This is a genomic window from Facklamia sp. HMSC062C11, from assembly GCF_001810675.1.
GTDB lineage: Bacteria > Bacillota > Bacilli > Lactobacillales > Aerococcaceae > Facklamia > Facklamia hominis.
In genome coordinates this window covers 102,646-129,120 of sequence record NZ_KV802403.1, presented here as the reverse complement: position 1 = coordinate 129,120, position 26,475 = coordinate 102,646, and the positions used below count along the sequence as shown (strand labels likewise).

The following is a 26,475-nucleotide window of genomic DNA, read 5'->3' as shown; positions in this document are numbered from 1 at the left end:
CATTCGATATATCCCAAACCATTCAAAATATTGCATTCAATTTTTTCTAATACCAATAAATCCACCTAATTATAGGACGTTTTCAGATTTTTAGTCCCGCCCCAGTCCCAGTACCGAAGAGTTATAACTTGTAGATCTATAATTATTAAATCTATCATATATATTAGTTTGGAATCATTTCCTATTTTTTTAACATTGTCCCATTTTCCTTTAATATTGACACAAGTTCAGAATCATTATTTTTAAATAGTAATTTTTCGTGTTGTATTTTTTATATAAAGATATGTATTTTTTGCTTATATTAAATGCATTAGGCTCAAACGTAAATATTTCATCATGTAAATGTCAACCAAAAATGGATCCGGAGTTATTATCTAAAAGTGGCCCACAAATAGTAAATTAATTGACCACATTTTTAATTTAATTTTGAATGCATTTAAATTTAAATAGATTCAGATGTGTTTTCCTATAAGCCTACGTGCTCTTCCATATTCTTTCTTATTCTTTTAAAAATTTTCAAATGCATTTCGTAAGTAAAATTTTCTATTAAAATTTCATAGCTATCATCAAAAAATTTTTTTATGCTTTTTTTAGCACCTATGTCTGCCATTGTGTATATGATATAAAGCCCTTGTAAAATCGCTTCGGTAACCAAAGGATCACCTGCTGAGTAGGAAATTATCTGGCTGAAACCAAGATATAGTTCATCCTCTACAGAATAACTTTGATAGATTATTTTTACATCTTCGTCCTCTTTCAGAATTATAAAATGATTGTCTGTAGATAAAAGTCTCCCAAACAATGATGACATTTTATTTATACACATTATTGCAGTATTTGGATCATTTGTGCCGGGGCTTAGGGCCATATTTGCGATTTCGGTTAAGTTTACAATTCCACGGTGATAATCTTCTTCTCTATTATTGTAAATATTTATTAAAAACAATGAACTTAATTTTTCTTTTAATTCTTTTTTATCATTATCATCTAACTCGCATTGGAATATATTTAATTCTCCTAAGGTTTCTCCTTTGATTGTGTATTCACCAATCCTCTTGTTTATAGACAGTTCTGCTCTTATGCCATTAAGCTCTTTAAAAATCTCATCTGCTTTTATTTCAAATAAATAACCTGAACTCTCAGCTACAATTGATAACTTTGTAGATTCGTCGCTTTTTTCGTAATGCTTAGCTTTTTCTCTTAGTTCTACCTCTTTATCGATAAGTTTTTCGCAGTCATTAAAAATATATTCTATAATATTTGATACTTTTATATTATCAAGAACCTGTCTTGAGAAAGCTATAAAACTAAGCATTGCAACTATGGCATAGGCAATGCCTAAACTTCCAGCTACAACATGTTGGTCTGGACCAAGATCTTGTAATAAAAGGATACTGATTACTGAATAGAAAAAACCACTTACAAATATACCATATAAACCAAGAACTCCTGTCCTATCTATGAAACTCTGAAGCAGTCTAGGCGATATGCTACTGCTATATTTATTAAGGACAGTGACAATCGTTGTAAAACAAAAAGTACTTATCGTCAAAAATATTCCAGATATATTAGAAAGGAAATTTACCGAAACTTCAACGGACAGCAATAGTTGTTTGGGAATATAAGATTTAATTGCAATATATCGATGATCAAAAATCCAGGTAACTAAAAGAAGCAACACTGTTAAAATTATAAATCTTGACATCCTTAAAAAATTCTTATTATTAAAAAACCACAATTTAATTTTGGACAACATACATCAACCCCCTATTTTAATATTGTAATTATAAAACTATATTATAGTATACTTGATTTTTGTCCAATATAAATGGGTATATTCATCTCCATGTCATTATTCAAAGAATACTCTTGCATAACGGTATTCTTTTTTGTAATTGCCATACTAATCACCAGAACTTTCTTTTGATTTATTAAGAAGTAAGGAATGGATCTGCCATATCTCCTTTGCCAATTTTTCTATTTTTCCTCTCATATAGTCACTTTCATTCTTGTAAATAACACCAGTTGTATTAGTTGCTTTTGCAATCTGGTTTATATTATTTGTTGCATTTGAAAGTAGCCATTGGAGATCTCTAAATGGTTCTAAGTCTACAATATAAGTTTCTTTTTCTAATACACATTTTCTTAAAAAATGGGACATAGTTTTGCAATTTTCAAGTTTCATTTTCTTTTCAAAAATTTCCTTTTCTTCATCTGTTAAATATATTTTAAGTTGATTTTTTCTTGTTCTATTATCTATATATTTCTCCTTTATATTTGTTTTTTGGGGGTCTTAGGGTTCTCCCTAACAAGGTAAAATTGATAAAAAAAGAAACAGTTAATAAAGGTTCTGCTTCATCAATTTTTCGTAAGTGGGTACTCACTTACTGTGCTTGCTACTACCAACGAGTTTTTAATCTATTTTTAATATTTTTTCAAATAGGAATTAATAAGTGTAACTGTAACTTACAAAAAAACTTCCAAAATTAAGCGAGCTTGTTTTAAGACTCTGTGACAACCCCTTATTATCAAGCCATTAATTTATGTAATCCTAATTTAAGAAGATTTATAACGATGGGTTACAGGTTACAAAGTTACGTTTGTATCTTTACTTGATTTGCTGTATCTATTTCTAATTGATTTTCTTTTTGCCATTCTTCTGGCAAAAACTTCTTATCAACTTCTACAGAGTCAGTTTCATTTTCTTCTTTCTTTTCATAATATAGTTTTACTGGAATTGAGACTCCACTTGGTGATATTCTCTGGGTCTTTGACGACCTAACTGGAATCCATTCTTGAAAATAATTATCCATAATTTCTGAAAAAAATTTTGATTTTATTTGGTAACCTTGCATGGTTAGTTCTTTGAAACAAGTTATATTTGGATCTGCACTTTTTGACTTATATTCTTCCAAGAAATACCTAATGTCTTCCACATCTGGGTTTAGATATTTGAACTTTTCTTGTTCCTTATACAAGTCTTTTAAAAGATTTTTTGGTATAATCCATGCGTAAGTCTTGTTTTTAAAGATTTCATATCCCAAAGCTAGAGCCTGATTAAAATCTTCTCTTATACGAGCTATATATTCTTTATCTGAAAGTTTTTCCTTATTATTTTTATCTGGATATATAGTCCTTATTCTTTGATTCGGATTACATTCAACAGGTAAATATCTTCTTTCTCCAGTATGGTCGTTAAGAAAAGTTCTTTCGTTTAATGTGCCTATGAACATACAAGTCCTAGGCACGTCTGTTGCATATTTTTCGTAGGGTATTCTTATCCTATCACTTAATTTTGATAAAAAAGTTTTAGCTTCATTAGCCGATTTTGCATTTCTTAAAGCAACGAATTCTTCGATTTCAACAACAGTTTTACCCATAAGGTTCATGACAGCTTCCTTGCTTTGAATGTTTTCTTGTGATATTTCTGCCCTTACAGACCACAAATCGAACTCCATCTATGAGTTTATTCATACTATTTTTGACTACGAAAAAGAAATGAAGCTCATACCGCTGATAGATGAATCCTCCAGTGCCTTACTGTCACACGATATGAAATTCAACGATTTTCTTGTAGAATGGGATGAGATGAGAAAGAAACATTATAACGGTGAAATCACAGATGAAGAATTTGAAGATTGAAAGCTATCCTACCCAAAGAAATCAAGATTTTTGAGGATAGGCAGATAGACAAACAACAATACATGTGACATGGAATGATTGTAGAGTTATGTAGCAAAATATTTTTATATTATAAAAAAATTCAAAAATGTAATTTATGGAGCAATGAAATGGTAAAACTTATTATACTCAGAGGAAATTCGGGTAGCGGAAAAACGACAATTGCGAAAGAACTGCAACGCAAATTTGGCGAGAACACTATGGTTATTTCACAAGATGTAATTAGAAGAGAAATGCTTAGAGTGAAGGATGGACCAAATACACTCGCACTGCCACTTATAAAAGAGCTTTTGTTTTATGGTACTAGCCATAGTGATATTATTATTTTAGAAGGCATTATGTATGCAGATTGGTATAAACCTCTATTTGAATATGCTATTCAATTATCTGATACCAAAGTATATGCATACTATTTTAATATACCTTTTGAAGAAACACTAAAACGCCACCTAACAAAACCTAATTGCAACGACTTTGGCGAGGAAGCAATGCGTAGATGGTGGCGAGAAAAAGATTTTTCTGATGTATTAAATGAAGTTTGTATTACAGCTGAAAGAGATATTCAAAATACTGTTAGCGAAATTTATAATGCTGTTATAAATAATTAGGTCAGTACTTACCGAAAATAACAAATCTACACAACATCTCCACTTTCAAAGACAAAAAAGACCGCAGCACTCACGCTACGGTCTCATTTTATATCCAAATGCAAGCCACTGTGGGCTATTATTTCAATTTTTCTTTTTGCCACTTTATACCATTTGAGTACCAGTAGCCTTTTTTCATTCTCTTTATAGCTTGTAATTAAGCCATTTTAGAAAATTTTGCGACTATTCCCATTCTTCTCATCAAGCCGCACAATGCTCCTTTTCGTCGCATTGCTTGTTCTTGATACGCAGATGGGCCGTCATCAACTCTGCTTTCGCCTTACGGCTCGGCAATCGTTGGACGGACGTAGAAATAATCACTTGTGATTATTTCTACTCCCACTCCACCGTTGCTGGTGGTTTACCCGTGATATCATACACCACGCGGTTGACATGAGGTACTTCGTTCACAATCCGATTCGAAATTTTCTGCAGGACTTCCCAATCGATCCGTGCGAATTCAGCCGTCATTCCATCGATCGAGGTAATAGCCCGAATAGCAATGGTATGATCGTAAGTCCGACCATCCCCCATCACTCCAACTGAGCGAATATTAGGTAATACCGTAAAGTATTGCCAGATATCCCGATCTAACCCATTCAAAGCAATCTCTTCACGTAAGATCGCATCTGCTTCACGAACGATATGCACTTTTTCATCGGTAATTTCACCTAAAACGCGAATACCTAGACCAGGACCAGGGAAAGGTTGTCGCCAAACAATGGAATCTGGCATACCTAATGCGGTTCCTAAAGCTCGAACCTCATCCTTGAATAAGGTATTCAAAGGCTCAATCAATTCAAAGGTCATATCTTCCGGTAGTCCTCCCACATTATGGTGAGACTTAATCGTTTGGGCTGTTTCTGTTCCAGACTCAATGATATCCGTGTATAAGGTGCCTTGAGCTAAGAAGTCAACCCCTTCTAATTTAGCAGCTTCATCATCAAAAACATAAACAAATTCATTGCCAATAATTTTACGTTTTTGCTCAGGGTCAACCACACCAGCTAGCTTCTTAAAGAAGCGATCTTTGGCATTCACGCGGATGATATTTAAGCCAAAGTCTCCCCCTAGGGAAGCCATTACCTTGTCTCCTTCATCTTTTCGTAATAAACCATGATCCACAAAAATACAGGTTAACTGATCGCCAATCGCTTTTTGGAGCAAGACGCCGACAACCGAGGAATCTACCCCACCGGATAGTCCTAATAAGACTTTCTTGTCTTGAACACGGTCACGAATTTCTTGAATCTGAAGATCGATAAAGTTCTCCATATTCCAATCACCTGACGCATGACAGACTCCAAATACGAAATTCTTCAGCATTTGGTTTCCATTCAGTGAGTGGCGAACTTCCGGATGGAATTGCACCCCATAAATCTTGCGTTCTTGATCTTCAATGGCTGCAATTGGACAGTGCGGGTTAGAAGCAGTCACCGCAAATCCTTCGGGCGCTTTAGTCACTAAGTCGTTATGACTCATTAGGACTTGTTCACTTTCAGCCAAGCCAGCAAAAATTCCGCTCTGGTTTTGCTTAACATCGATGGCTCCTCGGCCATATTCCGCCTGCTGTCCCGCTTCGACTTTCCCTTTAAATAAGTGAGTAATTAACTGCATCCCATAGCAAATGCCAAGTACAGGTACCCCTAATTCAAAAATGCTTGGATCCACACTAAAAGCATCCTCACCATAAACAGAATGCGGTCCTCCTGAGAGAATGATTCCAACGACATTACCCTCTGCCTTAATCTGTTCAGCAGTAGTGGTATTAGGGAGCAATTCACTAAACACCCCAAATTCACGAATCCGTCTTGAAATCAATTGGTTGTACTGACTTCCAAAGTCAAGAACAATTACCTTTTCAACGCTGGCTTCCATGCTGTCACTCCTTTATTAATATTTTCTAACATAAATAGAATCAATATAATGGTTATCGCTCTTATGCAGGACTAAATCTGCCCGTGAGCGAGTCGGTTTAATGTGTTGAATCAAGTTAGGCAAATTGATGGTGGTCCAGACTTCCTTGGCATAGTCAATAGCAGCTTGCTTTGACCACTGACTCATTTGATAGTAATAACTACTAGGATCGTCCTTAGCCATCTGTAAATGAACCAAGAACCGGTCCACAAACCACTGATAAATCAACTCGGTCGGCGCATCAATATAAATCGAAAAATCAAAAAAATCCGATACATAAATTTGTTGATTAGAGGGTAACTGGAAGACATTGATCCCTTCAACGATCAGAATATCTGGGTTTTCGATCACTTGGTATTCCCCCTTAACGATATTATACCGATCATGGGAATAGAGCGGAATCGGGAAGGGACTCGCCTTGGTCTTTACATGGGCCGTAAACTCTAACAAGAGCGGCATATCATAGGACTCTGGGAAGCCCTTGCGCTTAAGTAAGCCCTTTTGCTCTAAGACTTCATTGGGAAATAAAAAACCATCCGTTGTGATTAAGTCAACTTTTCGTTGAGGAAAAGTCTGACTCAACAGCTTATGCAATAACCGTGCGGTCGTCGATTTTCCGACGGCAACTGAACCAGAGATCCCAATCAAAAAAGGTACTTTTACGACTTGTTTTTGCAGGGGATCTTGTTGGTTAAAAAAATTTTGCTTGGCTTGATTATAAGCGCTCAAATAGCGATAATCCGCCTCAATATAATGCAACAAAGGACCATAAACCTCTTGCACATCTAAAGGCGACAGCTGGTCCTCTAAAGACACCAACTGACTCAACTGTTGCGGAGAGATCAGTGCTAAATCTTGCGCTTGAAATTGCGCCCACTGCTCACGTGGATAATAACTATAATATTGATTCAACATGCATTTAAGACTCCTTAGTCAAAAGATCCTCATTAAAGCCATACAGTCTTTACTCGACCTCAAGCAAAATAGCTAGCCTCTTACTGAAATCTTTTGTTATAATAGCTAAGAATAATCCATTTCATTTTAGCATAGAATTCATGATTTATATAGTATTTTTAAAAGAAGGAGGTCCCAAATGGATTTAAAAAAGTCTAAAGCCCAGCTCGCAGAGACATCCAGTCAAATCGGTACCGGCTATGCCCACAGTAAAATTATTCTCATGGGAGAGCATTCTGTAGTCTATGATTATCCAGCCATCGCCCTCCCCTTTACCAGTGTTGGAATCACTGTTCACGTCCAACACAGTTCCAGCTCTGACCACCAAATTGACTGCCAATACTTTAAGGGGCCACTTAACCAAGCCCCCAAGCATTTAGATAATCTCAAAAAAGCCTTATCCTTAACCCTATCTAGTCTACATATTCCCCAAACACCCTTAGCGATCACCATTCATTCAACCATCCCTCAAGAGCGAGGCATGGGGTCTTCAGCGGCAGTTATTGTGGCCTTAATTCGAGCTTTAAGTCATTTTTATCAACGAAGTGTCACCGATTATCAATTGCAACTGATCACCAATCAAGCCGAAGTGATCGCCCACGAATCAACCTCGGGGATTGATAGTCTGATAACGGCATCCAATCATGCCATTATCTATCAAAAGAGTCAGACCCCTCGTTTTTTTCAAATGAACCTTAATGCTTATCTAGTAGTCGCTGATTCTGGTATGGCTGGTAAGACCTCTCAAGCGGTGAGCCAAGTTGCCCAACTGAAAAAAGCCAAGCCTGAATTCTGCCAAACCACCATGAAAACCATTGGACATTACGTCCGCCAAGCCTATCATGCCATCCACGACCAGGATATTGTTCAATTAGGCCGTCTCATGTCTTATAACCACTACTATCTCAACCAATTAGGCGTCTCCAATCGCAAGATCGACCAAATTGTCAATGCCGCTTGGCTAGCAGGCTCTCTTGGAGCCAAGCTGACCGGTGGTGGTTTGGGAGGCTGTGTCATCGCCCTCGCTCAAGACTATACTCAAGCTAGGGCCATTGAAGAAGCCATGCAAGCAGCGGGAGCCAGTCAGACTTGGGCACTACATCTGGCTTTAGCTCACTAAGGAGGAATGCTTTTACCATGTTATTTTCGAGTAAATTTCAAGCTCACACTAATATTGCCCTAATTAAGTATTGGGGCAAACGTCATCAATCTTTGATTCTTCCTGTCACATCCAGCTTATCTATGACGCTGGATGCTTTTTATACTCAAACCCAAGTTGACTTTGATTCAAGCTTAACACAGGACCAGTTCACCCTTAACGACCAATTACAAAGCGAGCTAGCTACCGCTACAATTTCTCGCTTTGTCGATCTTTTCCGTAATCTTGCCCAATGTGACCTCAAGGTCAAAGTTAGCAGCAAAAATTTCGTTCCGACAGCTGCAGGGCTCGCTTCTTCTGCCTCGGCATATGCGGCTTTAGCCTGTGCTTGCAACCAAGCCTTAGGACTAGGACTCGATTCAAAGTCCCTATCGATTTTAGCCCGCCAAGGTTCTGGGTCAGCCTGTCGATCTTTATTTGGGGGCTTGGTCGAGTGGGAAAAAGGCTCTGGATCTGATAGCCAATCTTCTTTTGCCTATCAACTTGATCCGGGTGATTGGGGCTTGGCCATGATCGCCATTGTAATTAATTCAGGACCCAAGCCCTTCTCCAGTCGACAAGGCATGCAGCATACGCTAGAAAGCTCACCTTTCTATCAGCTTTGGCCCCAGACCGTTGCTGAAGACCTACAAGCGATGAAAAAAGCGATTCGAGACCGTGACATTGACCAGATGGGGCAAATTGCTGAACACAACGCCTTGAAGATGCACGCAACCATGCTCAGTGCTAATCCTGGCTTTACTTACTTTGAGGCAGGTAGTCTTAAAGCCATCAATGCCATACGCGATCTTCGTGAACAACAAGGCCTCACCGCCTATTTCACCATGGACGCAGGTCCCAATGTCAAAGTACTCTGTCCACTTGATCAAGTCTCAACCATCTACAAACAACTAGCTAAAAGTTTTGCTAGCGACCAACTGCTTTGTTCAAGCGTCGGTCCCGCACCTTTTGCCTTGGAGGTGGATTAATTGTCCCTTTTTAGCCGACAAACCATCCCTACTATTAGCCAGTGTAAAGTCCCCGGAAAACTCTATCTAGCCGGTGAATATGCCATCTTAGAACCTAGGCAAAAAGCCCTTCTGCTAACTATCAATCACTATCTTGAAGTCTCTAGTCAAAGAAGTGACCAAGGAGAGTGGCAGCTTATCCAAGCGGATCCTAGCATTCCAAGCCTTTGCTTTTCCAAATTGGACGACTTAAATTCTGCAGATTGCTATTGGCAATATGTCAAAACGGCCCTCTTCCTTTGCCAATCCCTCTGCCAAGAGCTCGGGATTGCCTTTCATCCTTTACAGATTCATTTTAATTCTGACCTTCGAACAAAAGAGGGCGTCAAACTGGGACTGGGTTCCTCCGGTGCTGTCACTATTGCCTGCCTCAAGAGCTGTCTCAACCAACAGGGACTTCAAATCCATCACTCAATGACCCTTTATAAATTAGCGGTCATCGTCATGATCCTTCTTAAGTCCAAGGGGAGTTTTGGGGATCTTGCTGCTAACTGCCAGGGAGGACTGCTTAGCTACCAAGCACCGGATACGACCTTTCTTAAAGCCAAGGTCAAGCAATGGCAAACCGGTCAAATTCGACTGGTAGATTTATTAAGCCAGGACTGGCCCCTCTTAGAAATCCAAAGCCTTCCCTGGCCAGATGACTTGTCACTCTTAATTGGTTGGACCCAAAGTCCGGCCTCTACCGAGAATCTAGTGGGACAATTGAAAGCGCAAAGCCAGCTAAATCCCGACCCTTGGATAACCTTTTTAAAGCAAGCACAGGTTACGGTCAACCACTTAATCACTGCTTTTAAAAATCAAGCGAATGAACCAATCCTGACTCATATTAATAACTACCGTCAAGCTTTAGTCTCACTAAGCCAAGCTTATCATATCCCTATCGAGACACCTGCCCTAGAATCCCTGATTACAATCAGCCATCAATATGGCTATGCTGCCAAATCTTCCGGTGCAGGTGGGGGCGATTGTGGCATTGCCTTAGGCATAGAAGCCCAAGCTAGCCAACAGATTCTCGCTCGGTGGCAAGCGGCAGGAATCCACCCACTCAACTTTCAACTCGCCCCCAAACTAGACATCTAAAGGAGGTCTATTCATGAACCCGATTAGTCAGCGAAAAGACGACCATCTAGAATTAACACTTCAACAAAATCCTTTACAGGACCCTTTTGAAGAGATCCGCTTTATTCATCATTCTCTCCCTCAACTTAGCGCCGCAGATATATCCTTGAAGACCCATTGGGCAGGCAGCGACCACGCTTACCCCTTGTATATCAACGCCATGACGGGCGGTTCCCAAAGGAGTCGTTACTACAATCAAGAACTTGCACGCATTGCCGCTTTATGCCAAATACCCATGGCAGTTGGCTCTGTTTCCGCGGCGATTAAAGACCCCAGTCTATCAGACAGCTATCAAGTGATTCGTAAGGTCAACCCCGACGGCTTTATCCTGGCAAACATTGGAGCGAATCATGATGCCAAGGCAGCTCAAGTCGCCATTGATCTCTTAGAAGCCGATGCCCTGCAAATCCATCTCAATGCCCCTCAAGAAGTCGTGATGCCAGAAGGTGACCGTGATTTTTCCCAGTGGATGGATCATATTCAAGCCATTGTTGAATCTGTATCCGTTCCTGTTATCGCTAAGGAAGTTGGCTTCGGAATGAGCCGAAAAACTATCCAGAGTCTCATTCAACTAGGTGTTCAAACGATTGACCTATCTGGTCGAGGCGGCACCAATTTTATTCAAGTTGAAAACAGTCGACGAACAGACTTGGATTTTCAAACCTTGAGTCACTGGGGGCAAACCACACCAGAGTCTCTCTTGGAAAGCTTAGCCCTTCAAGACCAAGTTGAAATTCTAGCTTCAGGAGGCATTCGTCATTTCTATGATCACTTAAAAGCCTTAGCTTTAGGAGCAAAGGCTTGTGGCATTGCAGGTCCAATCATCAAAACGCTTGATCAAACCGGACCACAAAAGACCCTCGAGTGGTTACAAGACTGGCTCGAAAGTCTCAAAGCTAGTTTTTTAATCTTAGGTGTAAAAGACCTTTCTCACTTGCAAAAAACCGACCTCCTATTGTCCGGTTCACTCCTTGAATGGGCACAAGTCCGTCAAGTTGATTACCAAGCTCTCTCAAGACGGTCTGAATAATATTGGGACACTGAAAAAGCGGCGGATAAGCTAAAACTTATCCGCCGCTTTTTTTAGTCAATGAGTTACTGACAGTCTGTCGACTCTTATTTCGCTTAATCTTCAATTAATTCATAAATCAGTGGACGTTCTTCAACAAGGCCCCCAATTTCGAGGGCTTGGTCTAATCGGTTAACTGCCTCGGAGACATCCTCATGGTTTGAGTAGATCGTTACAATTTCATCGCCTTCTTGCACCCAATCCCCCACTTTTGCTTTGAGAATCAAGCCAACTTGAGGATCAATTTGATCTTCTTTGGTTGCTCGTCCAGCACCCAAAACCATGGCTGCTTCGCCCACCAAATCTGCTTCCCAATGGCTCAACTGACCGGATTTCTTGGCTCGATAAGGAATTTGATAACTTGCTTGACCCAATAAGCTATAATCTTCAATAAAATGGGCATCGCCACCTTGGGCTTCAATAAAGTCCTTAAATTGCTTAAGCGCCTGACCATTCTCCAACTGTTTCTGAGCCTTAGTCATCCCTTGATCCACACTATCAACGGCTCCTGCTAAAAATAACATTTGACCAGCCAGGGTCACTGATAGCTCCGTTAAATCTTTAGGCCCATGACTCTTCAAAGTCTCAACCGCTTCGATCACTTCTAAGGCGTTCCCAACTGCAAAGCCCAAAGGTTGATCCATGTTAGAAATAACGGCTAAGGTTTTTCGCTTGGCCAAGTGTCCAATCTGAACCATGGTATGAGCTAGTTGTTCTGCTTGATCAAGCGTCTTCATAAAGGCACCTCGTCCAACCTTCACATCTAAGACAATGGCATCAGATCCTGCCGCAATTTTTTTAGACATAATGGATGAGGCAATTAAAGGAATGGATTGAACGGTTGCAGTTACATCCCTTAAAGCATAGAGCTTTTTATCGGCTGGCGTTAGATTACCTGTTTGCCCCGCTACTGCTAAATGATGCTGATTGACCAAATCAATAAATTGATCCTGACTCATTTCAATCGAAAAGCCGGGAATCGACTCTAGCTTATCCAAGGTTCCGCCGGTATGGCCGAGTCCCCGACCAGACATCTTAGCAACCGGTACCCCACAAGAGGCCACCAAGGGTGCCACGACCAAAGTTGTTGTGTCGCCAACTCCTCCGGTCGAATGCTTGTCAACTTTAATCCCTTCGATCGCTGATAGATCAATTTGATCGCCAGATTGTGCCATAGCTAGGGTCAATTGTGTGACTTCTTCCTCATTCATCCCATTAAAATAAACCGCCATATTAAAGGCTGCCATTTGATAGTCAGGAATGGTCCCTTGCGTATAGCCTTTAATCATAGCCTCAATCTCAGAGGCAGTTAAAGCCTGCTTGGTCTGCTTTTTATGAATTAAATCAACCATTCTCACCATCTTATCTACCTGCTTTCTTTACTATGCCTGAACGATTGACCGTTCAATCTTCATAATCGTCCCATCCTGCTTACCTACTAAAATCGTGGTAGCATAATCTAAAAAGAGTCCATGCTCCACCACGCCAACCATTTGCTTAATTTCTTGAGCCAATTTTTCAGGGTAGGGAATTTGTTCCAGGTGAAGGTCAATAATATAGTTGCCAGAATCCGTAATGAATAAACTATCCTTATGATCTTTACGGAAGCTTGGATTCATCCCGCGTTCTTGGAATCGATCAAACAATTTCCATGATCCAAATTGAACCACTTCAACCGGTAGAGGGAACTTACCTAACTGATCAACAAGCTTCGATTCATCAATAATCCAAACAATCTTATGAGCATACTCGGCCGTAATTTTTTCGTGAAGCAAGGCACCCCCGCCCCCTTTAATTCCAGCGAATTGACGAGTCGTTTCATCCGCTCCATCCACTAAAAGATCAATGGCGTTCACGTCTTCTAGATTCTTTAAAGGAAGCCCCAATTCACGCGCTTGTTGACTGGATGCCTCTGAGGTTGAGACACAGAGAATGTTTTTTAATTCACCGGCTTGATAACGCCGGCCCACTTCATCAATAAACCAATGGGCCGTTGAACCAGTCCCTAAGCCCACAACCATACCATCTTCAACATAAGACGCCGCATAACGACCGACACTCTTCTTAACTTCTAACATGTTATCCTCCTCTTAATCGACAAAGGCCTCCAAAGCCTCCACATACTTAACCAAGGGTCCAATCTCTTTTAGGTCATTCGGTTCTACCATACTGCCATATTTCTCCAACAAATGCAGGCCCTCTGGTCCTAGATAGACTTCATCTAAGGTTGTCCCCGGTTGCATGGTCATCTGCTTAGAAGCTAGATACATCAGGGTGAATCGTTTACTCGCAATACGCAGGCGATAGTGATAAGCAACCATTCGTTTAAGCGCTTTGGCTGAAAAAGATCGTTGCATAATGGCCTCAAAGTTGGTTAATGATGGCGTCGAGATTCCTACCGTATAAAAAACCCAAAAAGGCTGTGGAAAAGCTTCGATCAAGGAATTAATCTTTTTCGCTTGCCGAATCTCTCCTTGCAAGATCCAAGTCCCAACGATCACCACATCATATTGGTCCAAAGTCTGTGTATCTAATTCTTCTAAAGGCAAAATTGGAAAATGAAGAAGGTGATGCAACGCATAGGCATAACTTTGATTTAAATCAAAATCACTATAATAAACAATTAAACCCTTCATTCTTTCCCCTCCTTATCGAACACTTGCATTATATCATGACTAATGTCGCTTGTGAATCGCTTACAGAATAAAAGAGTATTTTTATCCCCTTGACTGGTTTTGTTATAATAGATGTTAGAATCATACCCAAAGGAGGTGTCCCATGCAAGACCGCGTTTCTTTTGTATGCCCTATTTGTCAACAAGCAACTGAGCGACCAAATTACGCCATACTTAATGCCCAAAAACAAAGAGACCTAAAACTCGACCTCTTAGCTGGCGATCTCTTCCGATTCGAATGCCCGCACTGTGGTGGTCTTAGGTTAATTGAAACACCCTTTTTATATTATGATCCTAAACTTAAATTTGCTATTTATCTAGATCCACATTTTGACCATCACCCACAGGAAAGTATAGAGCAAGCTCAATTATCTCTCATCGCTGCCGATGAAGACTCAAGTCGATATCACTTGCGCCTAGTCAATCGGTTGGCTAGCCTGGTCGAAAAAGTTCATATCTTTGACCAAGGATTCAATGATCAATTGGTGGAAGTGGTTAAGCTCTTAACCGATGGCTTATTTGCCCAGCAAGAAGGTGACCGTCAAGTCTCTCAGCGTTACTTTCAATGGGATAAGGGGAAGAGTCAGCTCTTATATTTAACCGATCAAGGTACGTTTAAGGTCGACTATCTCCCTAAGCTCGTCCAATTTATCCAAAAAAAATATGCCAAGGAATTAAAACAGACTTATCTCGGCGAATGGTTAATGGTTGACCACCACTGGGCCTTAAGAATCGCCCAACACGAAAGCGGCCTAGAGAATGATGAGACCCTCAAATTTGATTAATTTCCCTTCTTTACATAACATCACTAATAAAAAGACGGCCCCTTCAATGAGGGGTCGTCTTTTGTCAGTTAAAACGCCATCTTTTTTAGCGAGGTTCTAACTTCACTTGTAAATATAAATCATTATATTCGATAAGCTTTTCTTTTCCCAAATTCCGATAAACTTCCAAATGATCTAAAGTGTCATTATCTGGATAAAAGGCTTGATCAGAAGTGATCTCTGGATCCAATAGCGCTTTAGCGGCCTTATTCGGAGTTGAATAGCCGATATATTCTGCATTCTGCGCTGCCACTTCAGGACGCATCAAGAAATTCATCAAAGCTAAGGCGCCCTTTTTATTTTTAGCACCTTTGGGAATGGCCAAGTTATCGAACCAAATATTAGACCCTTCTTGTGGCACTAAGTAACACAGATTCTCATTCTCTTCCATCGCCATGGCAGCCTCACCTGAATAGGTAACCGCAATGGGCGATTCTTCCATCGCTAAATACATCTTAATTTCATCGGCTAACAAGGCCTGAATATTCGGCATCAAGGTCTTCATTTTATCGGCTGATTTTTGTAGACGCTGTGAATCAGTTTCATTTAAAGACCAGCCTTGCGATTGCAGACCAATACCAAGCACTTCCCGAGCTCCATCAATCATCATCACTTTTCCTCTTAATTCCGGTTTCCAAAGGTCATCCCAACTTTGAATATCGCCTTCATCAATAAACTTAGAATTATAGACGATTCCCAGCGTCCCCCAAAAATAAGGAATTGAATAGTGATTACCTGGATCAAAAGATTGATCCAAAAAATGCTCATCTATATATTGAAGATTATCTAACTGTGCTGCATCAATGGTTTCTAATAAGCCTAATTCAATCATCGTCTCAACCATGTACTCACTGGGACCGATTAAATCATAATTGGTCCCCCCCTGTTGCACCTTCGTTAACATGGCCTCATTGGAATCAAAGGTCTCATAAACGACAACGTAACCGGTCTCCTCCTCAAATTGCTTTAATAAGTCGGGATCAATATAGTCCCCCCAATTATAGAAGTTAACCACATTATTCCCATTAAGCTTTTGATTATCTTGCAGATAATGGCGACCCAAGACCAAAAGTCCCACCACTAACAAGATGATCGCCATAAATTGACCTAATTGTTTCATGATTAGACCCCCTTCTTAGCGCGTTGCTTTTTGGCTTTACGACGGTACTCATTCGTTCGAATAAAGTAATAGACCGCCACAATGATCAAGGCCACAATCATCATCAGGGTCGACAAGGCATTGATCTCTAGGCTAACTCCACGCCGTGCCCTAGAATAAACTTCAACCGATAATGTCGAAAACCCATTACCTGTTACAAAGAAGGTGACCGCAAAATCATCCAAAGAATAGGTAAACGCCATAAAATAGCCTGCTAGGATTCCTGAACGAATGCTAGGAAGAACAATTCGGCTAAGAATCTGCTGGCTATTGGCTCCCAAATCCAAAGCTGCGGTAATCATCGATGGATTCATTTCATACAAGCGGGGAAGAACCATCAATACAACAATCGGCACATTAAAAGCCACATGGGAAAGCAGAACCGTCCCAAAACCAAACCGAACCGGAATCAAGAGGGAGAACATCAGCAGGAAACTGGCCCCCATCATCACATCTGGAGTCACCATCAACACCGAGTTCAAATTCAAAACCGTTTGACGCAGGCGGTTGGATCGAAAATAATAAATCGCCAAAGCCCCTAGACTTCCAATCACCGTCGCAATAAATGCCGACAATATCGCTACGATAAAGGTGTTCATGACAAAGATCATCAACCTTCGATCTTCAAAGAGCTGCCGATAGTGGTCCAAGGTAAACCCTGTAAATTCAACCATGCTTCCGCCCTCGTTGAAGGAGTAAAACATCAGATAAAAAATAGGTAAATACATCAAAATAAAACAAACAACAATATAGAGTGTTGACCATGAAAAAGAACGTGTTTTACTCATGACGTTGACCTCCTTTTGACCGCTCACGCGTTAGATACAGCATGGCAAACATCGCAATCATCAAAACCACTCCGATAGTCGAGCCCATCCCCCAATCCTGAGTGACTAAGAAATGCTGTTCAACCGCAGTTCCTAACGTGATTACACGGTTCCCCCCAACTAGACGAGCTAACATAAAGAGCGAGAGGGAAGGAATAAATACCGCTTGAACGCCAGAGCGAACCCCCTTTAAAGAAAGCGGGAAAATCACTCGACGAATCGTCGTAAGACGAGAGGCTCCCAGGTCATCTGCTGCCTCAATCAAGTTATGTGGAATCTCAACAATTGAATTAAAGATAGGCAAGAACATAAAGGGTAACTCAATATAAGCAGCTACCAAGAGGAAAGAACTATCACGGAACAATAGTTGCTGCCGGCCAATTCCTATACTCTGTAGGAACTCATTAATAGGGCCTGCATTCCCTAAAATACCAATAAAGGCATAGGTTTTAAGCAGTAAGTTGATCCAAGTGGGTAACAACACCAACATCAACCACAAATCGCGCTTCTTAGACCAGGAGAGTAAGTAAGCTAGTGGATAGGCTAAAATAAAGGTAAAAAAAGTGACTAACAAGGCATACCAAAAAGAAGACAGCGTCATCTGCAAGTAACTCTTAGAGCTAAAAAAATGTTGATAATTCGCTAAGGTAAAGCTCCCATCGGTTCCCACAAAAGATTGCTGTAACAGTAACAACAAAGGAGCAATAACAAAAATAATCAACCAAAGATAATAAGGAAGGGCTAACCATTGAATTCTACTCTTCTTCATCTTCCACCTCTTCATACTGTTCCAATCGCGCATCAAATTCCTCTTCAGTTTCATTGAAGCGCATTACGTGAATCGCATCCGGCTCAATACGAAGACCAATCTTTTCGCCCTCTTTAACAGTAGCTGTTGAATGAATCATCCATTCATTGCCCTCATCATCATAAACAATAATTTCATTAAACATCCCCCTAAATAGCATGGTATCCACGGTCACGTTTACCTGACCCTCATCATACTTAGTGAGGAGAATATCTTCTGGACGAATTACCACTTCAACCGATTCCCCTGCCGGAATTCCTGCATCCTCACAGTCAAAGACATGTCCCAAGAACTTCACGCGGTAGTCCTCCACCATTTGTGCGTCAATAATATTCGACTCGCCAATAAAATCAGCAACATATCGGTTGATTGGCTCATCATAAATATCCACTGGTGTTCCAGACTGTACAATCCGCCCCTTATCCATGACATAGATCCAATCAGACATAGCCAGTGCTTCTTCTTGATCATGTGTTACAAAAACAAAGGTAATCCCTAACCGCTGCTGTAACTCTCTCAATTCATACTGCATGTCTGTTCGCAATTTTAAATCCAAGGCCGATAGAGGTTCATCCAATAACAGAACGTCCGGCTCATTCACAATCGCACGAGCAATCGCCACCCGCTGTCTCTGCCCACCAGACATCTCGTCAATCCGTCGGTCACCATAACCATCTAATCGAACTTGCTTTAAGGCTTGGTTCACTTTTTCTTCAATCGTTGCTTTATCGACTTTTTTTACACTTAATCCGAAGGCTATATTATCAAACACAGTCATATGTGGAAAGAGCGCATAATCTTGAAAAACTGTATTCACTTTACGCCGATTAGCCGGGATCTTAGTTACATCTTTGCCTTCAATTAGTACCTGGCCACTACTGGAAGAAGTGAAACCAGCAATAATTCGAAGAATTGTGGTCTTTCCACATCCTGAAGGTCCTAACAAGGTATAGAACTTGCCCTTTTCTAATTCCATTTCAATATCTTCCAACACAACGAGCTCATCATACCGCTTAGAAACGTTCTTCAATTCCACACTATAGAAAGTTTGATCCATCTAATCCACCCTCTTCATAATAAAGTCATACTCCTACAAAGTATAGCATAGCCCCCTCAATAAAAAAATCATTCTTCTTAAAAATCACATCCCTTTTTATCATTATTCAAAATAAAACACAAAAAAGCAGTAGCTTCCATTAAATGGGCTACCGCTGGCTTCAATCGTTATATTATTCCTGATCTTCTCCAATAATTCGAACTTCAGGCTCCAACCGCACTTGAAACTGATCCCAGATAACCGCTTGAATATAATGGATCAAATCCACATAGTCAGTGGCTGTTGCTTGATCCACATTCACAATAAATCCGGCATGTTTACGGGATACTTCTGCACCGCCAATCCGATATCCCTGAAGACCCGCTTCCTGGATGAGCTTACCGGTAAAATGTCCTGGAGGGCGTTTAAAGACCGACCCACACGAAGGGTACTCTAAAGGCTGTTTTGACTCTCTCAACTGGGTTAATTCTGTCATAACCGCTTGGATCGCGTCACACTCCCCTTCATGAAGTTGATACCTGACCGCTAAAATAATATCTCCTTGATCTTGGAAGAACGAATGACGGTAAGAGAACTGACAAGCGTCTAGATCATAGGTCACAAATTCGCCTTGTCGCGTAATGGCATCCACTTGGTAGACAACGTCCGCCATCTCCCCCCCATAAGCGCCCGCATTCATAAAAATAGCGCCTCCGATGGATCCCGGAATACCACAAGCAAACTCCAGTCCTGATAAAGTAACATCCCGCGCAAAGGCTGCTACATCCGCTAATAAAGCGCCACTTTGAGCCTGGATTTGTTGTTGGTCCAATTGTATTATTTGATTCATTTCACTCAAAATCATCACTAGACCACGAATTCCCCCATCCTTGACAATCAAGTTACTTGCATTACCAATGACTGTCAAAGGAATCGATTGATCATTAACCCAATCTAAGATCACTTTTACCTCGGTCGGATTCTTAGGAAAAATTAAATAATCTGCTTTACCACCTGTTTTGGTATAAGTATAGTTGGATAAGGGTTCATCTTTTAAAATCGTGATCGGTGGATAAAATTCAAATAAATCTTTCATGACACACCTCTACTCTTTCAAACTGCTTCTCTATTCTATTGAAGAATGATCAACTTGTAAAGCATCCTTAGGATAGAACTCGTTCCATCGTGTAAACATCTAAATAATTGGAATCTACCCGCAATCGTTGCGATAAACGTCCCCTAATCTCAAAGCCAAATGCTTGATATAGACGAATCGCTCGCTCATTATCAACGAGCACCTCCAAAGTGATTACCTTCAAGCCGGATGCTTGAGCAAATTCTAATAAGCTTTCCATAAATAGCTTTCCAATTCCCAGCCCCCAGTAGTCCTTCAATATACAAACACCTAATTCTGCCACATGGTTCTGCCGGTCTTGGTCCAAAACACTCAATTCGCCTAAGCCAATTAAATCATCTGCCACTTGGGCAACCAACATAATCGAATGCGGGTCTTGCTGATAAGTCGCAATTAAGTCCGCCTCCTGCTCCCAACTTCTTTCACCAGCACTTGCGTCCACCAAATAGGGCGTCTCGTAGCTAACTTGCTTCAATAATACTCTTAAAGCTCTTGCATCCGATTCTTGTGCTACACGCAAGCATAATTCTTCATTTGATGGCTTAGGACTCATATTGGTCACCCACTTGATCTAGCCATTCCTTAAAAACCGCTCGATGTTTAGCATCTGCCTCATCTGCTACAGAGAGTGTGATGCCTCGCTCCCCGTCCTCTTTTAATTCAAAAACCAATCGCAAATAAGACGGGGGTAGGTAATCTTTCATAAATTGTGGCCATTCAATCAAGCAAATATTTTGAGGTTCAAAATAAAAGTCAAAGTCGACCGAATCACTGCCCCCTTCCTCTAAGCGATAAGCGTCAATATGAACCAGACGCCCCTGAGCTAAAGGATAAGTTTTAACCAGTGTATAGGTAGGGCTTTTAATAGGACGATTAATAGCTAAAGCCCGTCCCAAAGCCTGAGTAAAAGCCGTCTTACCTGCCCCTAAAGGCCCTTCTAATAACAAATTGATTCCAGGCTGAAGCACTTTCGCAAAAGCTTGTGCCAGAAATTGTGTATCTTCTAATTTTTTACTGGACCATGTTGTCATAAACGTTCCCTCATTTCTAGAATTCATTATATCGAATCCCCCTTTGAACTTCGAATCATTTGACTTTTAAGCGTTTTATTGTTAATTTATAACTAAATCGATAAGGAGGTTATCCTATGAATAAACGCATTAAAATAATTTTTCTGGCTTTAACAGCCTTTCTATTAGTCGCATGTAAAAACACCCAACAAAAACCAACAGTAGAGAATGCTCCTGCAGAAAGCGGACAAACTACAGAAGCCGTGAGTCAAACTAGTGTTGAAGAAAGCACTAGCGGAGAAGAAGCTAAACAAGCTCAAGACGAGAGTGGAGCAGATGCTCAAGGCGAAGCAGGCACAGCAACCATTATCATCTATAAAAATGGAGAAGTCGAACACGAATATACGGTCAATCAAATCGGTGGTGTAAGTGTCTTAGATGCCATGAAGGCCATCAAAGAATTAGACTTCAACTTTAGTGAACAAGATGGGGTTATCGACCAAATTGGCGATGCCAAAAATGATTACAACCCAAATACTTGGATGTATCTCTATAACGGCGCTTTTGCTGAATTGGGTGTAGTGTCACAAAAACTAAAAGACGGTGATAAAATTGAATGGTACTACGGTACCATCAACGACATTCCTGTCAGTATTATCCCTGCTCAAGAATAATCAGGGACGAATCCTTAGCATATAACAAAAGAGCTGCAGCTTCAGATCAAGCTGCAGCTCTTTTATTGATTAGTTCAATGCTTGATTAGCGGTAATAATCGCTACCTTATAAACATCTTCTTCTACACAACCACGTGATAAATCAGATACCGGCTTATTAAGTCCTTGTAAGATAGGTCCAACCGCTTGAAAATTTCCCAAACGCTGAGCAATTTTATAGCCAATATTTCCCGATTGAATTTCTGGAAAAACAAAGACGGTCGCCTGGCCAGCTACCTTTGAATCAGGTACTTTTTGCCGAGCCACTTCTGGTACATAAGCCGCATCAAACTGTAGCTCACCATCAACTTCTAAATCAGGTTCCATTTCCCGAACAAGCGCTGTCGCTTCCGCTACCTTATCGACTTCTGGAGCAAAAGCAGACCCATGCGAAGAAAAGCTCAACATAGCTACCTTCGGTTCGATCCCAAAAATCCGAGCTGTCTTAGCCGATTCTACTGCAATTTCAGCCAAGGAAGCCGCATCAGGATTTATATTAATGGCACAGTCTGCAAAAACCAATTTTTGCCCATTGTTATGCGGTGGAACCATGATAAATGCCCCTGAAATTAACTTAACACCCGGACGTGTCTTAATAATCTGTAAGGCTGGACGTACAGTATCCGAAGTCGCGTAGACAGCACCGCACACCATCCCCTCTGCTAATCCTTGATAGACAAGCATGGTCCCAAAATAGGCAGGATCTTGTAAGAGTTTCACAGCTTGTTCTCGGGTATTCTTGCCTTTACGACGTTCTACAAAGGCGTCAATCATGTCTGGCATTTGTTCAAAGTGATCGGGGTGAATAATTTCAATATCTTGAACAACCCAATTCTTTTGCTTAGCTATAGCCAAAATCTCCGCTTCATCCCCAATTAAGATTGGCTTAACTAATCCATCTGCGTGTAATCGAACTGCCGCTCCTAACACACGAGCGTCTTCCCCTTCTGGGAAAACAAGTCGAATTCCACGACCCTTAATACGATTTGCTAATTCATCAAACATTTCCTTACTCCTTCTTTAAGTCCACAGTGTCATACCATTAGAAAGAAAATCTAATCCCATTCCTTTCCATTCAATATGCACTTTAGCAGTCTTTTCTGTTAACTGCAAGCGATTTATTAGAATAGCTATTCTAATTTGACATATACGGTTTACGAGTGTAAACTGTATATAGATTACAAATGTAAACGAAAGGAGGCGGTCCTTAATGACATCCTCTAACACGGACATTTCAAATGCCGAATGGCAGCTAATGCGGATCATCTGGACCCACCCCGGCTTAACCAGTCGTCAACTGATCGACGATGCCCAAAGCATCTTACCTTGGAAAGAAGGAACCATCAAAAGTCTATTGCACCGTCTTTTACAGAAGAATTTACTAAGACAAGATAAAGCCGTTCGCCCCTATGCTTATTATCCAACTCTATCGCAAAAAGAAGCCTTGGATCATAGTTTCCAAGACCTCATGCAACGAGTCTGTAATAAGCAAAGGCAAACGATTATCAGCCAATTGATTGCCGACAATGATCTCACTCAAGCCGATTGCCAAGACCTCATGCAACAACTTCATGAAAAGTTAAAATCCGCACCTCAGAATATTGAATGCCAATGTCCCCCTCATCAATGCACTTGTCAAAGCCATTGTCCCTAATAGAATGTGAAAGGAAGATGAATATGATTCAACAAGAATTTTTTGTCAATAATATGAAATGCGCTGGTTGTGCCCAACAAGTCAAAAGCAAACTTCAAGCAGTTCCTGATCTAGAAATTCTGCAGCTTGACCTCGCTAATAAAACAATTCTACTTCAATTTAACCCTCAAACACTCAGTCTAAAAGACTTTAATCAAGCCTTAGCTGATACACATTTCTCACTCGTGAATCCATCTACTCACTAAAAGAAAGGAGACTCCTAATGATTCAAAAAGATTATCCCGTTAAGGGCCTTTCTTGTGCCTCCTGTGCCTCAACGGTTGAACAGGCCCTAAATCAACTTCCAAAAACCCAAGCCCATGTCAATCTATTAACCGAACAAGTCCATATTAGCTATGACCCGGCCTATGTTGACGAAGCCACTCTCGCTCAACAGGTCAAATCAGTCGGTTACGAACTCATCCTCCCACAAACTTCCTCATCAGCACCGAACTCAAAGAGTAGTCTTTTTTCTATCCAAGGCATGTCCTGTGCTTCCTGTGCACAAACCATCGAAGACGGGGTCAAGCAAGTAGCTGGCGTTTTGGATGCCCATGTCAATTTAGCCAACGAACAAATGCAAGTCATTTGGGAGGATCAAGCGCAAACTCAAGCCGTCCTTCAACAAGTCGCGGACTTAGGATACCAAGCTAAAGTTAGCCAGCCTAATCAAACAACCCAACAAGACGATGAAAAAGAACATGAACTAGCCTTAGCCAAACGAAAACTAATCCTAATGGCTAGCTTTACTCTTCCGCTATTCATTCTGACCATGGGCCCCATGTTTCACTTGACTATACCCCAAGCTATTAGCCTACACGTCCACCCCTTACGAAATGCCTTCATCCAGCTTGCTTTAACCTTACCGGTTATCTATCTAGGACGGTCTATCTTTAAACGCGGCTTCAGGGCACTCATTAAGGGGCACCCTAATATGGATTCACTGGTCTCATTGGGAACCACAGCAGCACTTCTTCAAGGAATCGTCACAACCGCTCTCTTGGTTTACCGACCCGAACAGGTTCAAAGTCATCCCGACCTCTATTTTGAATCTTGTGCGGTAATCTTGACCCTCATGACCCTTGGAAAATACCTAGAAAGCCTCGCTAAGGGTAAAACAACAACCGCCATTCGAGCCTTGATGGACCTTACACCACCCACTGCCCGCCTTATAAAGGAAGATGGCTCCGTCGAAGAAGTGGCTGTATCCTCGATTCAAGTCGACGACTTGATCCAAATCAGACCCGGAGACCGCTTACCCGTCGATGGAAAAATCACCCAAGGACAATCCAGTTTAGATGAATCTATGCTAACTGGTGAAAGCCTGCCCGTCTTTAAAAAAGAAGGTGACTTCGTCACAGGTGCTTCAATCAACAAAACCGGCAGCTTTATTTACCAGGTCACCCAAGTCGGACAAGATACTCGTTTAGCTCAAATTATTCAATTGGTAGCCCAAGCTCAAAACTCTAAGGCCCCTATTGCTCGCCTAGCCGATCAAATCGCCCGTTATTTTGTACCAACAGTTCTAGGCCTTTCTCTCTTAGCTGGCGTCTTCTGGTATTTTATAATGGGTGAGCCGCTAAGTTTTACCTTACAAATCATGATCGCCGTTCTAATTATTGCCTGTCCTTGTGCGCTAGGACTATCCACCCCGACAGCAATCATGGTAGGCACTGGCAAAGGGGCTGAACAAGGAATTCTCATCAAGTCAGGTGCAGCTCTTGAAGAAACCCAACAAGCTTCTGTTGTTCTCTTTGACAAGACTGGTACCCTAACCCAAGGTAAACCCCAAGTGACAGACTTTATCTGCCGCGATCCAAAGCAAAAAAAGAAACTCTTACAACTACTAGCTTCGGCCGAAGCTAGTTCGGAGCACCCCCTTGCTCAAGCAATCCAGCAAGCCGCCAAAGAGGCCAAAATTGATCTATTAGAGACCGAAGAATTCCAAGCTGTCCCTGGTCACGGCATCAAAGCTCAAGTAGACCAACAAAACCTACTAATCGGTAATCGGAAGCTCTTAGACCAAGAAGATCTAGCCCCACTCAGTCAGGACTTCCTTGATCAAGCAGAACGACTCAGCCAAGCCGGTAAAACCCTTGTCTACCTGGCAATCAATCAACAAGTAGAAGCTCTTATCGCAATCAGCGACCCGCTTAAAGAGGATAGCCAATCAGCCATCCAAGCTTTAAAACAAGATGGTTTGCAAACCTACATGGTAACAGGAGACCAAGCTTCAACTGCTCATTATATTGCCAAAAATCTAAACCTCGACCGCGTGATTTCCCAAGTGCTCCCGCAAGATAAGGCACAAGTCGTTAAAGATCTACAAGAGCAAGGCTTAAAAGTCATCATGGTTGGCGATGGAATTAATGACGCTCCCGCCCTGGCTCAAGCGGATGTGGGTATGGCTATTGGGACCGGAACTGATGTTGCCGTAGAATCAGCAGATATCGTTTTGATGAGTCCTCAACTTCAAGCTGTTCATCAAGCTATTCGCTTAAGTCAAGCGACCCTAACCACCATCAAACAGAATCTTTTTTGGGCCTTTATCTATAACGTCATCGGTATCCCCTTTGCCATGGGAGTATTCTACCTCATGGGTGGCCCGCTCTTAAACCCAATGATCGCTGCTCTAGCCATGAGCTTCAGTTCTGTCTCTGTCTTATTAAATGCGCTTCGATTAAAAAAAGTAAGCATCGATTAAAGAAAACCGCTCAATTAAAACGAACAAACTAACAGTCAATTATAAAAGACTCGTTGTGCTGAGAGTACTAAATTGGTCTCGAAATGTAACTCTCGGTGTCCTGAGAGTATAAAATTGGGCCCGAACTGTAACTCTCAGAGCTCTGAGAGTACTAAATTAGCTCCAAATTGTAACTCTGGGTGCCCTGAGAGTATCAAAATGGCCCTGAAATGTAACTCTCGTTGTGCTGAGAGTACTAAATTAGCCCCAAATTGTAACTCTCGGTGCCCTGAGAGTATTAAAATTGCGTCAAATTGTAACTCTTGGTGTCCTGAGAGTATAAAATTGGGCCCGAAC

At 41.1% G+C, this 26,475-nt stretch carries 26 protein-coding genes; 10 read left to right on the top strand and 16 right to left on the bottom strand.

The genetic code is table 11. From position 1 onward, the window contains the following. Nucleotides 1-466 precede the first annotated feature (466 nt). The 3 genes from HMPREF2758_RS06175 to HMPREF2758_RS06165 all read right to left on the bottom strand — a co-directional run bounded on the left by HMPREF2758_RS06175 (nucleotide 467) and on the right by HMPREF2758_RS06165 (nucleotide 3,458). Complete coding sequence (locus tag HMPREF2758_RS06175; RefSeq protein ID WP_070609637.1) at nucleotides 467-1,756, bottom strand: DUF2254 domain-containing protein; 1,290 nt, start codon at nucleotides 1,754-1,756, stop codon at nucleotides 467-469. A 147-nt stretch (nucleotides 1,757-1,903) separates the two neighbouring features. Beyond that, nucleotides 1,904-2,260 carry a plasmid mobilization protein gene (locus HMPREF2758_RS06170; RefSeq protein ID WP_070609636.1) on the bottom strand — a complete coding sequence of 119 codons (357 nt, stop codon included), beginning with the start codon at nucleotides 2,258-2,260 and terminating at the stop codon, nucleotides 1,904-1,906. 334 nt (nucleotides 2,261-2,594) lie between these two features. Beyond that, on the bottom strand, nucleotides 2,595-3,458 hold the full coding sequence (locus HMPREF2758_RS06165) for a VapE domain-containing protein (protein ID WP_371440327.1): 864 nt from the start codon (nucleotides 3,456-3,458) through the stop codon (nucleotides 2,595-2,597). A 333-nt stretch (nucleotides 3,459-3,791) separates the two neighbouring features. Between HMPREF2758_RS06165 and HMPREF2758_RS06155 the strand changes: the two genes are divergently transcribed. Then, nucleotides 3,792-4,289 (top strand): kinase, encoded by a 498-nt coding sequence (locus HMPREF2758_RS06155; RefSeq protein WP_070609635.1) that lies wholly within the window; start codon nucleotides 3,792-3,794, stop codon nucleotides 4,287-4,289. Between the two features lie 372 nt (nucleotides 4,290-4,661). Here HMPREF2758_RS06155 and guaA read toward each other — a convergent pair whose 3' ends face one another. After that, nucleotides 4,662-6,206 carry a glutamine-hydrolyzing GMP synthase gene (guaA, locus tag HMPREF2758_RS06150; protein ID WP_070609634.1) on the bottom strand — a complete coding sequence of 515 codons (1,545 nt, stop codon included), beginning with the start codon at nucleotides 6,204-6,206 and terminating at the stop codon, nucleotides 4,662-4,664. Nucleotides 6,207-6,221: 15 nt separating this feature from the next. Continuing rightward, on the bottom strand, nucleotides 6,222-7,157 hold the full coding sequence (gene coaA / locus HMPREF2758_RS06145) for a type I pantothenate kinase (RefSeq protein ID WP_070609722.1): 936 nt from the start codon (nucleotides 7,155-7,157) through the stop codon (nucleotides 6,222-6,224). A gap of 181 nt (nucleotides 7,158-7,338) precedes the next feature. Between coaA and mvk the strand changes: the two genes are divergently transcribed. Genes mvk through fni form a run of 4 tightly spaced genes read left to right on the top strand, consistent with a single transcriptional unit; the run spans nucleotide 7,339 to nucleotide 11,517 of the window. Further along, nucleotides 7,339-8,319, top strand: a complete 981-nt coding sequence (gene mvk / locus HMPREF2758_RS06140; RefSeq protein ID WP_070609633.1) for a mevalonate kinase — start codon at nucleotides 7,339-7,341, stop codon at nucleotides 8,317-8,319. A gap of 17 nt (nucleotides 8,320-8,336) precedes the next feature. Beyond that, on the top strand, nucleotides 8,337-9,326 hold the full coding sequence (gene mvaD / locus HMPREF2758_RS06135; RefSeq protein ID WP_070609632.1) for a diphosphomevalonate decarboxylase: 990 nt from the start codon (nucleotides 8,337-8,339) through the stop codon (nucleotides 9,324-9,326). Beyond that, the gene (locus HMPREF2758_RS06130) at nucleotides 9,327-10,448 is read left to right on the top strand and encodes a phosphomevalonate kinase (RefSeq protein WP_070609631.1); all 1,122 of its coding nucleotides are present in this window, start codon (nucleotides 9,327-9,329) and stop codon (nucleotides 10,446-10,448) included. 13 nt (nucleotides 10,449-10,461) lie between these two features. Then, nucleotides 10,462-11,517, top strand: coding sequence for a type 2 isopentenyl-diphosphate Delta-isomerase (fni, locus tag HMPREF2758_RS06125; RefSeq protein WP_070609630.1), 1,056 nt, complete (start codon nucleotides 10,462-10,464; stop codon nucleotides 11,515-11,517). Between the two features lie 95 nt (nucleotides 11,518-11,612). On the opposite strand, the gene HMPREF2758_RS06120 is transcribed toward fni, so the two are convergent. The 3 genes from HMPREF2758_RS06120 to HMPREF2758_RS06110 are packed head-to-tail and all read right to left on the bottom strand — an operon-like array spanning nucleotide 11,613 to nucleotide 14,192. Then, a complete protein-coding gene (locus HMPREF2758_RS06120) occupies nucleotides 11,613-12,917 on the bottom strand; it encodes a pyrimidine-nucleoside phosphorylase (protein ID WP_070609629.1) in 1,305 nt (434 codons plus the stop codon). A gap of 21 nt (nucleotides 12,918-12,938) precedes the next feature. Continuing rightward, on the bottom strand, nucleotides 12,939-13,634 hold the full coding sequence (rpiA, locus tag HMPREF2758_RS06115; protein ID WP_006908571.1) for a ribose-5-phosphate isomerase RpiA: 696 nt from the start codon (nucleotides 13,632-13,634) through the stop codon (nucleotides 12,939-12,941). A gap of 12 nt (nucleotides 13,635-13,646) precedes the next feature. Beyond that, complete coding sequence (locus HMPREF2758_RS06110; protein ID WP_016648607.1) at nucleotides 13,647-14,192, bottom strand: hypothetical protein; 546 nt, start codon at nucleotides 14,190-14,192, stop codon at nucleotides 13,647-13,649. Nucleotides 14,193-14,334: 142 nt separating this feature from the next. Here HMPREF2758_RS06110 and HMPREF2758_RS06105 point away from each other — a divergent pair, with 142 nt between their 5' ends. Next, the gene (locus HMPREF2758_RS06105) at nucleotides 14,335-15,015 is read left to right on the top strand and encodes a CpXC domain-containing protein (protein WP_070609628.1); all 681 of its coding nucleotides are present in this window, start codon (nucleotides 14,335-14,337) and stop codon (nucleotides 15,013-15,015) included. An 85-nt stretch (nucleotides 15,016-15,100) separates the two neighbouring features. Here HMPREF2758_RS06105 and HMPREF2758_RS06100 read toward each other — a convergent pair whose 3' ends face one another. From HMPREF2758_RS06100 to tsaE, 7 genes are all read right to left on the bottom strand, one after another. Next, nucleotides 15,101-16,174, bottom strand: a complete 1,074-nt coding sequence (locus tag HMPREF2758_RS06100) for an ABC transporter substrate-binding protein (protein ID WP_070609627.1) — start codon at nucleotides 16,172-16,174, stop codon at nucleotides 15,101-15,103. A gap of 2 nt (nucleotides 16,175-16,176) precedes the next feature. Next, complete coding sequence (locus HMPREF2758_RS06095; protein ID WP_070609626.1) at nucleotides 16,177-17,001, bottom strand: ABC transporter permease; 825 nt, start codon at nucleotides 16,999-17,001, stop codon at nucleotides 16,177-16,179. Continuing rightward, nucleotides 16,994-17,809, bottom strand: a complete 816-nt coding sequence (locus tag HMPREF2758_RS06090) for an ABC transporter permease (RefSeq protein ID WP_016648609.1) — start codon at nucleotides 17,807-17,809, stop codon at nucleotides 16,994-16,996. The genes HMPREF2758_RS06095 and HMPREF2758_RS06090 overlap by 8 nt, the downstream gene beginning before the upstream one ends. Continuing rightward, on the bottom strand, nucleotides 17,796-18,905 hold the full coding sequence (locus HMPREF2758_RS06085) for an ABC transporter ATP-binding protein (RefSeq protein ID WP_006908565.1): 1,110 nt from the start codon (nucleotides 18,903-18,905) through the stop codon (nucleotides 17,796-17,798). The genes HMPREF2758_RS06090 and HMPREF2758_RS06085 overlap by 14 nt, the downstream gene beginning before the upstream one ends. A 172-nt stretch (nucleotides 18,906-19,077) precedes the next feature. Then, nucleotides 19,078-19,980: a UDP-N-acetylmuramate dehydrogenase gene (murB, locus tag HMPREF2758_RS06080; RefSeq protein WP_006908564.1), complete on the bottom strand. Its 903-nt coding sequence runs from the start codon at nucleotides 19,978-19,980 to the stop codon at nucleotides 19,078-19,080. A gap of 67 nt (nucleotides 19,981-20,047) precedes the next feature. After that, entirely contained in the window at nucleotides 20,048-20,572 is a 525-nt protein-coding gene (locus HMPREF2758_RS06075) for a GNAT family N-acetyltransferase (protein ID WP_070609625.1), read from the bottom strand. Then, a complete protein-coding gene (gene tsaE, locus HMPREF2758_RS06070) occupies nucleotides 20,562-21,077 on the bottom strand; it encodes a tRNA (adenosine(37)-N6)-threonylcarbamoyltransferase complex ATPase subunit type 1 TsaE (RefSeq protein ID WP_070609624.1) in 516 nt (171 codons plus the stop codon). Before tsaE ends, HMPREF2758_RS06075 begins: the two co-directional genes overlap by 11 nt. A gap of 89 nt (nucleotides 21,078-21,166) precedes the next feature. Between tsaE and HMPREF2758_RS06065 the strand changes: the two genes are divergently transcribed. Further along, complete coding sequence (locus tag HMPREF2758_RS06065) at nucleotides 21,167-21,703, top strand: DUF4430 domain-containing protein (protein WP_070609623.1); 537 nt, start codon at nucleotides 21,167-21,169, stop codon at nucleotides 21,701-21,703. Nucleotides 21,704-21,772: 69 nt separating this feature from the next. On the opposite strand, the gene pta is transcribed toward HMPREF2758_RS06065, so the two are convergent. Further along, complete coding sequence (pta, locus tag HMPREF2758_RS06060; protein ID WP_070609622.1) at nucleotides 21,773-22,747, bottom strand: phosphate acetyltransferase; 975 nt, start codon at nucleotides 22,745-22,747, stop codon at nucleotides 21,773-21,775. A gap of 205 nt (nucleotides 22,748-22,952) precedes the next feature. On the opposite strand from pta, the gene HMPREF2758_RS06055 reads away from it, so the two are divergent. Genes HMPREF2758_RS06055 through HMPREF2758_RS06045 form a run of 3 tightly spaced genes read left to right on the top strand, consistent with a single transcriptional unit; the run spans nucleotide 22,953 to nucleotide 26,139 of the window. Next, nucleotides 22,953-23,396, top strand: a complete 444-nt coding sequence (locus HMPREF2758_RS06055) for a CopY/TcrY family copper transport repressor (protein ID WP_070609621.1) — start codon at nucleotides 22,953-22,955, stop codon at nucleotides 23,394-23,396. Between the two features lie 23 nt (nucleotides 23,397-23,419). Further along, a complete protein-coding gene (locus HMPREF2758_RS06050) occupies nucleotides 23,420-23,641 on the top strand; it encodes a heavy-metal-associated domain-containing protein (protein WP_070609620.1) in 222 nt (73 codons plus the stop codon). A gap of 17 nt (nucleotides 23,642-23,658) precedes the next feature. Next, the gene (locus HMPREF2758_RS06045; protein ID WP_070609619.1) at nucleotides 23,659-26,139 is read left to right on the top strand and encodes a heavy metal translocating P-type ATPase; all 2,481 of its coding nucleotides are present in this window, start codon (nucleotides 23,659-23,661) and stop codon (nucleotides 26,137-26,139) included. Nucleotides 26,140-26,475 lie beyond the last annotated feature (336 nt).

Bases quoted from the DNA above. Each gene is read 5' to 3' on its own strand.
- HMPREF2758_RS06175 (WP_070609637.1), bottom strand. From the start codon at position 1,756: ATGTTGTCCAAAATTAAATTGTGGTTTTTTAATAATAAGAATTTTTTA.
- HMPREF2758_RS06165 (WP_371440327.1), bottom strand. From the start codon at position 3,458: ATGGAGTTCGATTTGTGGTCTGTAAGGGCAGAAATATCACAAGAAAAC.
- HMPREF2758_RS06155 (WP_070609635.1), top strand. From the start codon at position 3,792: ATGGTAAAACTTATTATACTCAGAGGAAATTCGGGTAGCGGAAAAACG.
- guaA (WP_070609634.1), bottom strand. From the start codon at position 6,206: ATGGAAGCCAGCGTTGAAAAGGTAATTGTTCTTGACTTTGGAAGTCAG.
- mvk (WP_070609633.1), top strand. From the start codon at position 7,339: ATGGATTTAAAAAAGTCTAAAGCCCAGCTCGCAGAGACATCCAGTCAA.
- mvaD (WP_070609632.1), top strand. From the start codon at position 8,337: ATGTTATTTTCGAGTAAATTTCAAGCTCACACTAATATTGCCCTAATT.
- fni (WP_070609630.1), top strand. From the start codon at position 10,462: ATGAACCCGATTAGTCAGCGAAAAGACGACCATCTAGAATTAACACTT.
- HMPREF2758_RS06120 (WP_070609629.1), bottom strand. From the start codon at position 12,917: ATGGTGAGAATGGTTGATTTAATTCATAAAAAGCAGACCAAGCAGGCT.
- rpiA (WP_006908571.1), bottom strand. From the start codon at position 13,634: ATGTTAGAAGTTAAGAAGAGTGTCGGTCGTTATGCGGCGTCTTATGTT.
- HMPREF2758_RS06110 (WP_016648607.1), bottom strand. From the start codon at position 14,192: ATGAAGGGTTTAATTGTTTATTATAGTGATTTTGATTTAAATCAAAGT.
- HMPREF2758_RS06105 (WP_070609628.1), top strand. From the start codon at position 14,335: ATGCAAGACCGCGTTTCTTTTGTATGCCCTATTTGTCAACAAGCAACT.
- HMPREF2758_RS06100 (WP_070609627.1), bottom strand. From the start codon at position 16,174: ATGAAACAATTAGGTCAATTTATGGCGATCATCTTGTTAGTGGTGGGA.
- HMPREF2758_RS06095 (WP_070609626.1), bottom strand. From the start codon at position 17,001: ATGAGTAAAACACGTTCTTTTTCATGGTCAACACTCTATATTGTTGTT.
- HMPREF2758_RS06090 (WP_016648609.1), bottom strand. From the start codon at position 17,809: ATGAAGAAGAGTAGAATTCAATGGTTAGCCCTTCCTTATTATCTTTGG.
- HMPREF2758_RS06085 (WP_006908565.1), bottom strand. From the start codon at position 18,905: ATGGATCAAACTTTCTATAGTGTGGAATTGAAGAACGTTTCTAAGCGG.
- murB (WP_006908564.1), bottom strand. From the start codon at position 19,980: ATGAAAGATTTATTTGAATTTTATCCACCGATCACGATTTTAAAAGAT.
- HMPREF2758_RS06075 (WP_070609625.1), bottom strand. From the start codon at position 20,572: ATGAGTCCTAAGCCATCAAATGAAGAATTATGCTTGCGTGTAGCACAA.
- tsaE (WP_070609624.1), bottom strand. From the start codon at position 21,077: ATGAATTCTAGAAATGAGGGAACGTTTATGACAACATGGTCCAGTAAA.
- HMPREF2758_RS06065 (WP_070609623.1), top strand. From the start codon at position 21,167: ATGAATAAACGCATTAAAATAATTTTTCTGGCTTTAACAGCCTTTCTA.
- pta (WP_070609622.1), bottom strand. From the start codon at position 22,747: ATGTTTGATGAATTAGCAAATCGTATTAAGGGTCGTGGAATTCGACTT.
- HMPREF2758_RS06055 (WP_070609621.1), top strand. From the start codon at position 22,953: ATGACATCCTCTAACACGGACATTTCAAATGCCGAATGGCAGCTAATG.
- HMPREF2758_RS06050 (WP_070609620.1), top strand. From the start codon at position 23,420: ATGATTCAACAAGAATTTTTTGTCAATAATATGAAATGCGCTGGTTGT.
- HMPREF2758_RS06045 (WP_070609619.1), top strand. From the start codon at position 23,659: ATGATTCAAAAAGATTATCCCGTTAAGGGCCTTTCTTGTGCCTCCTGT.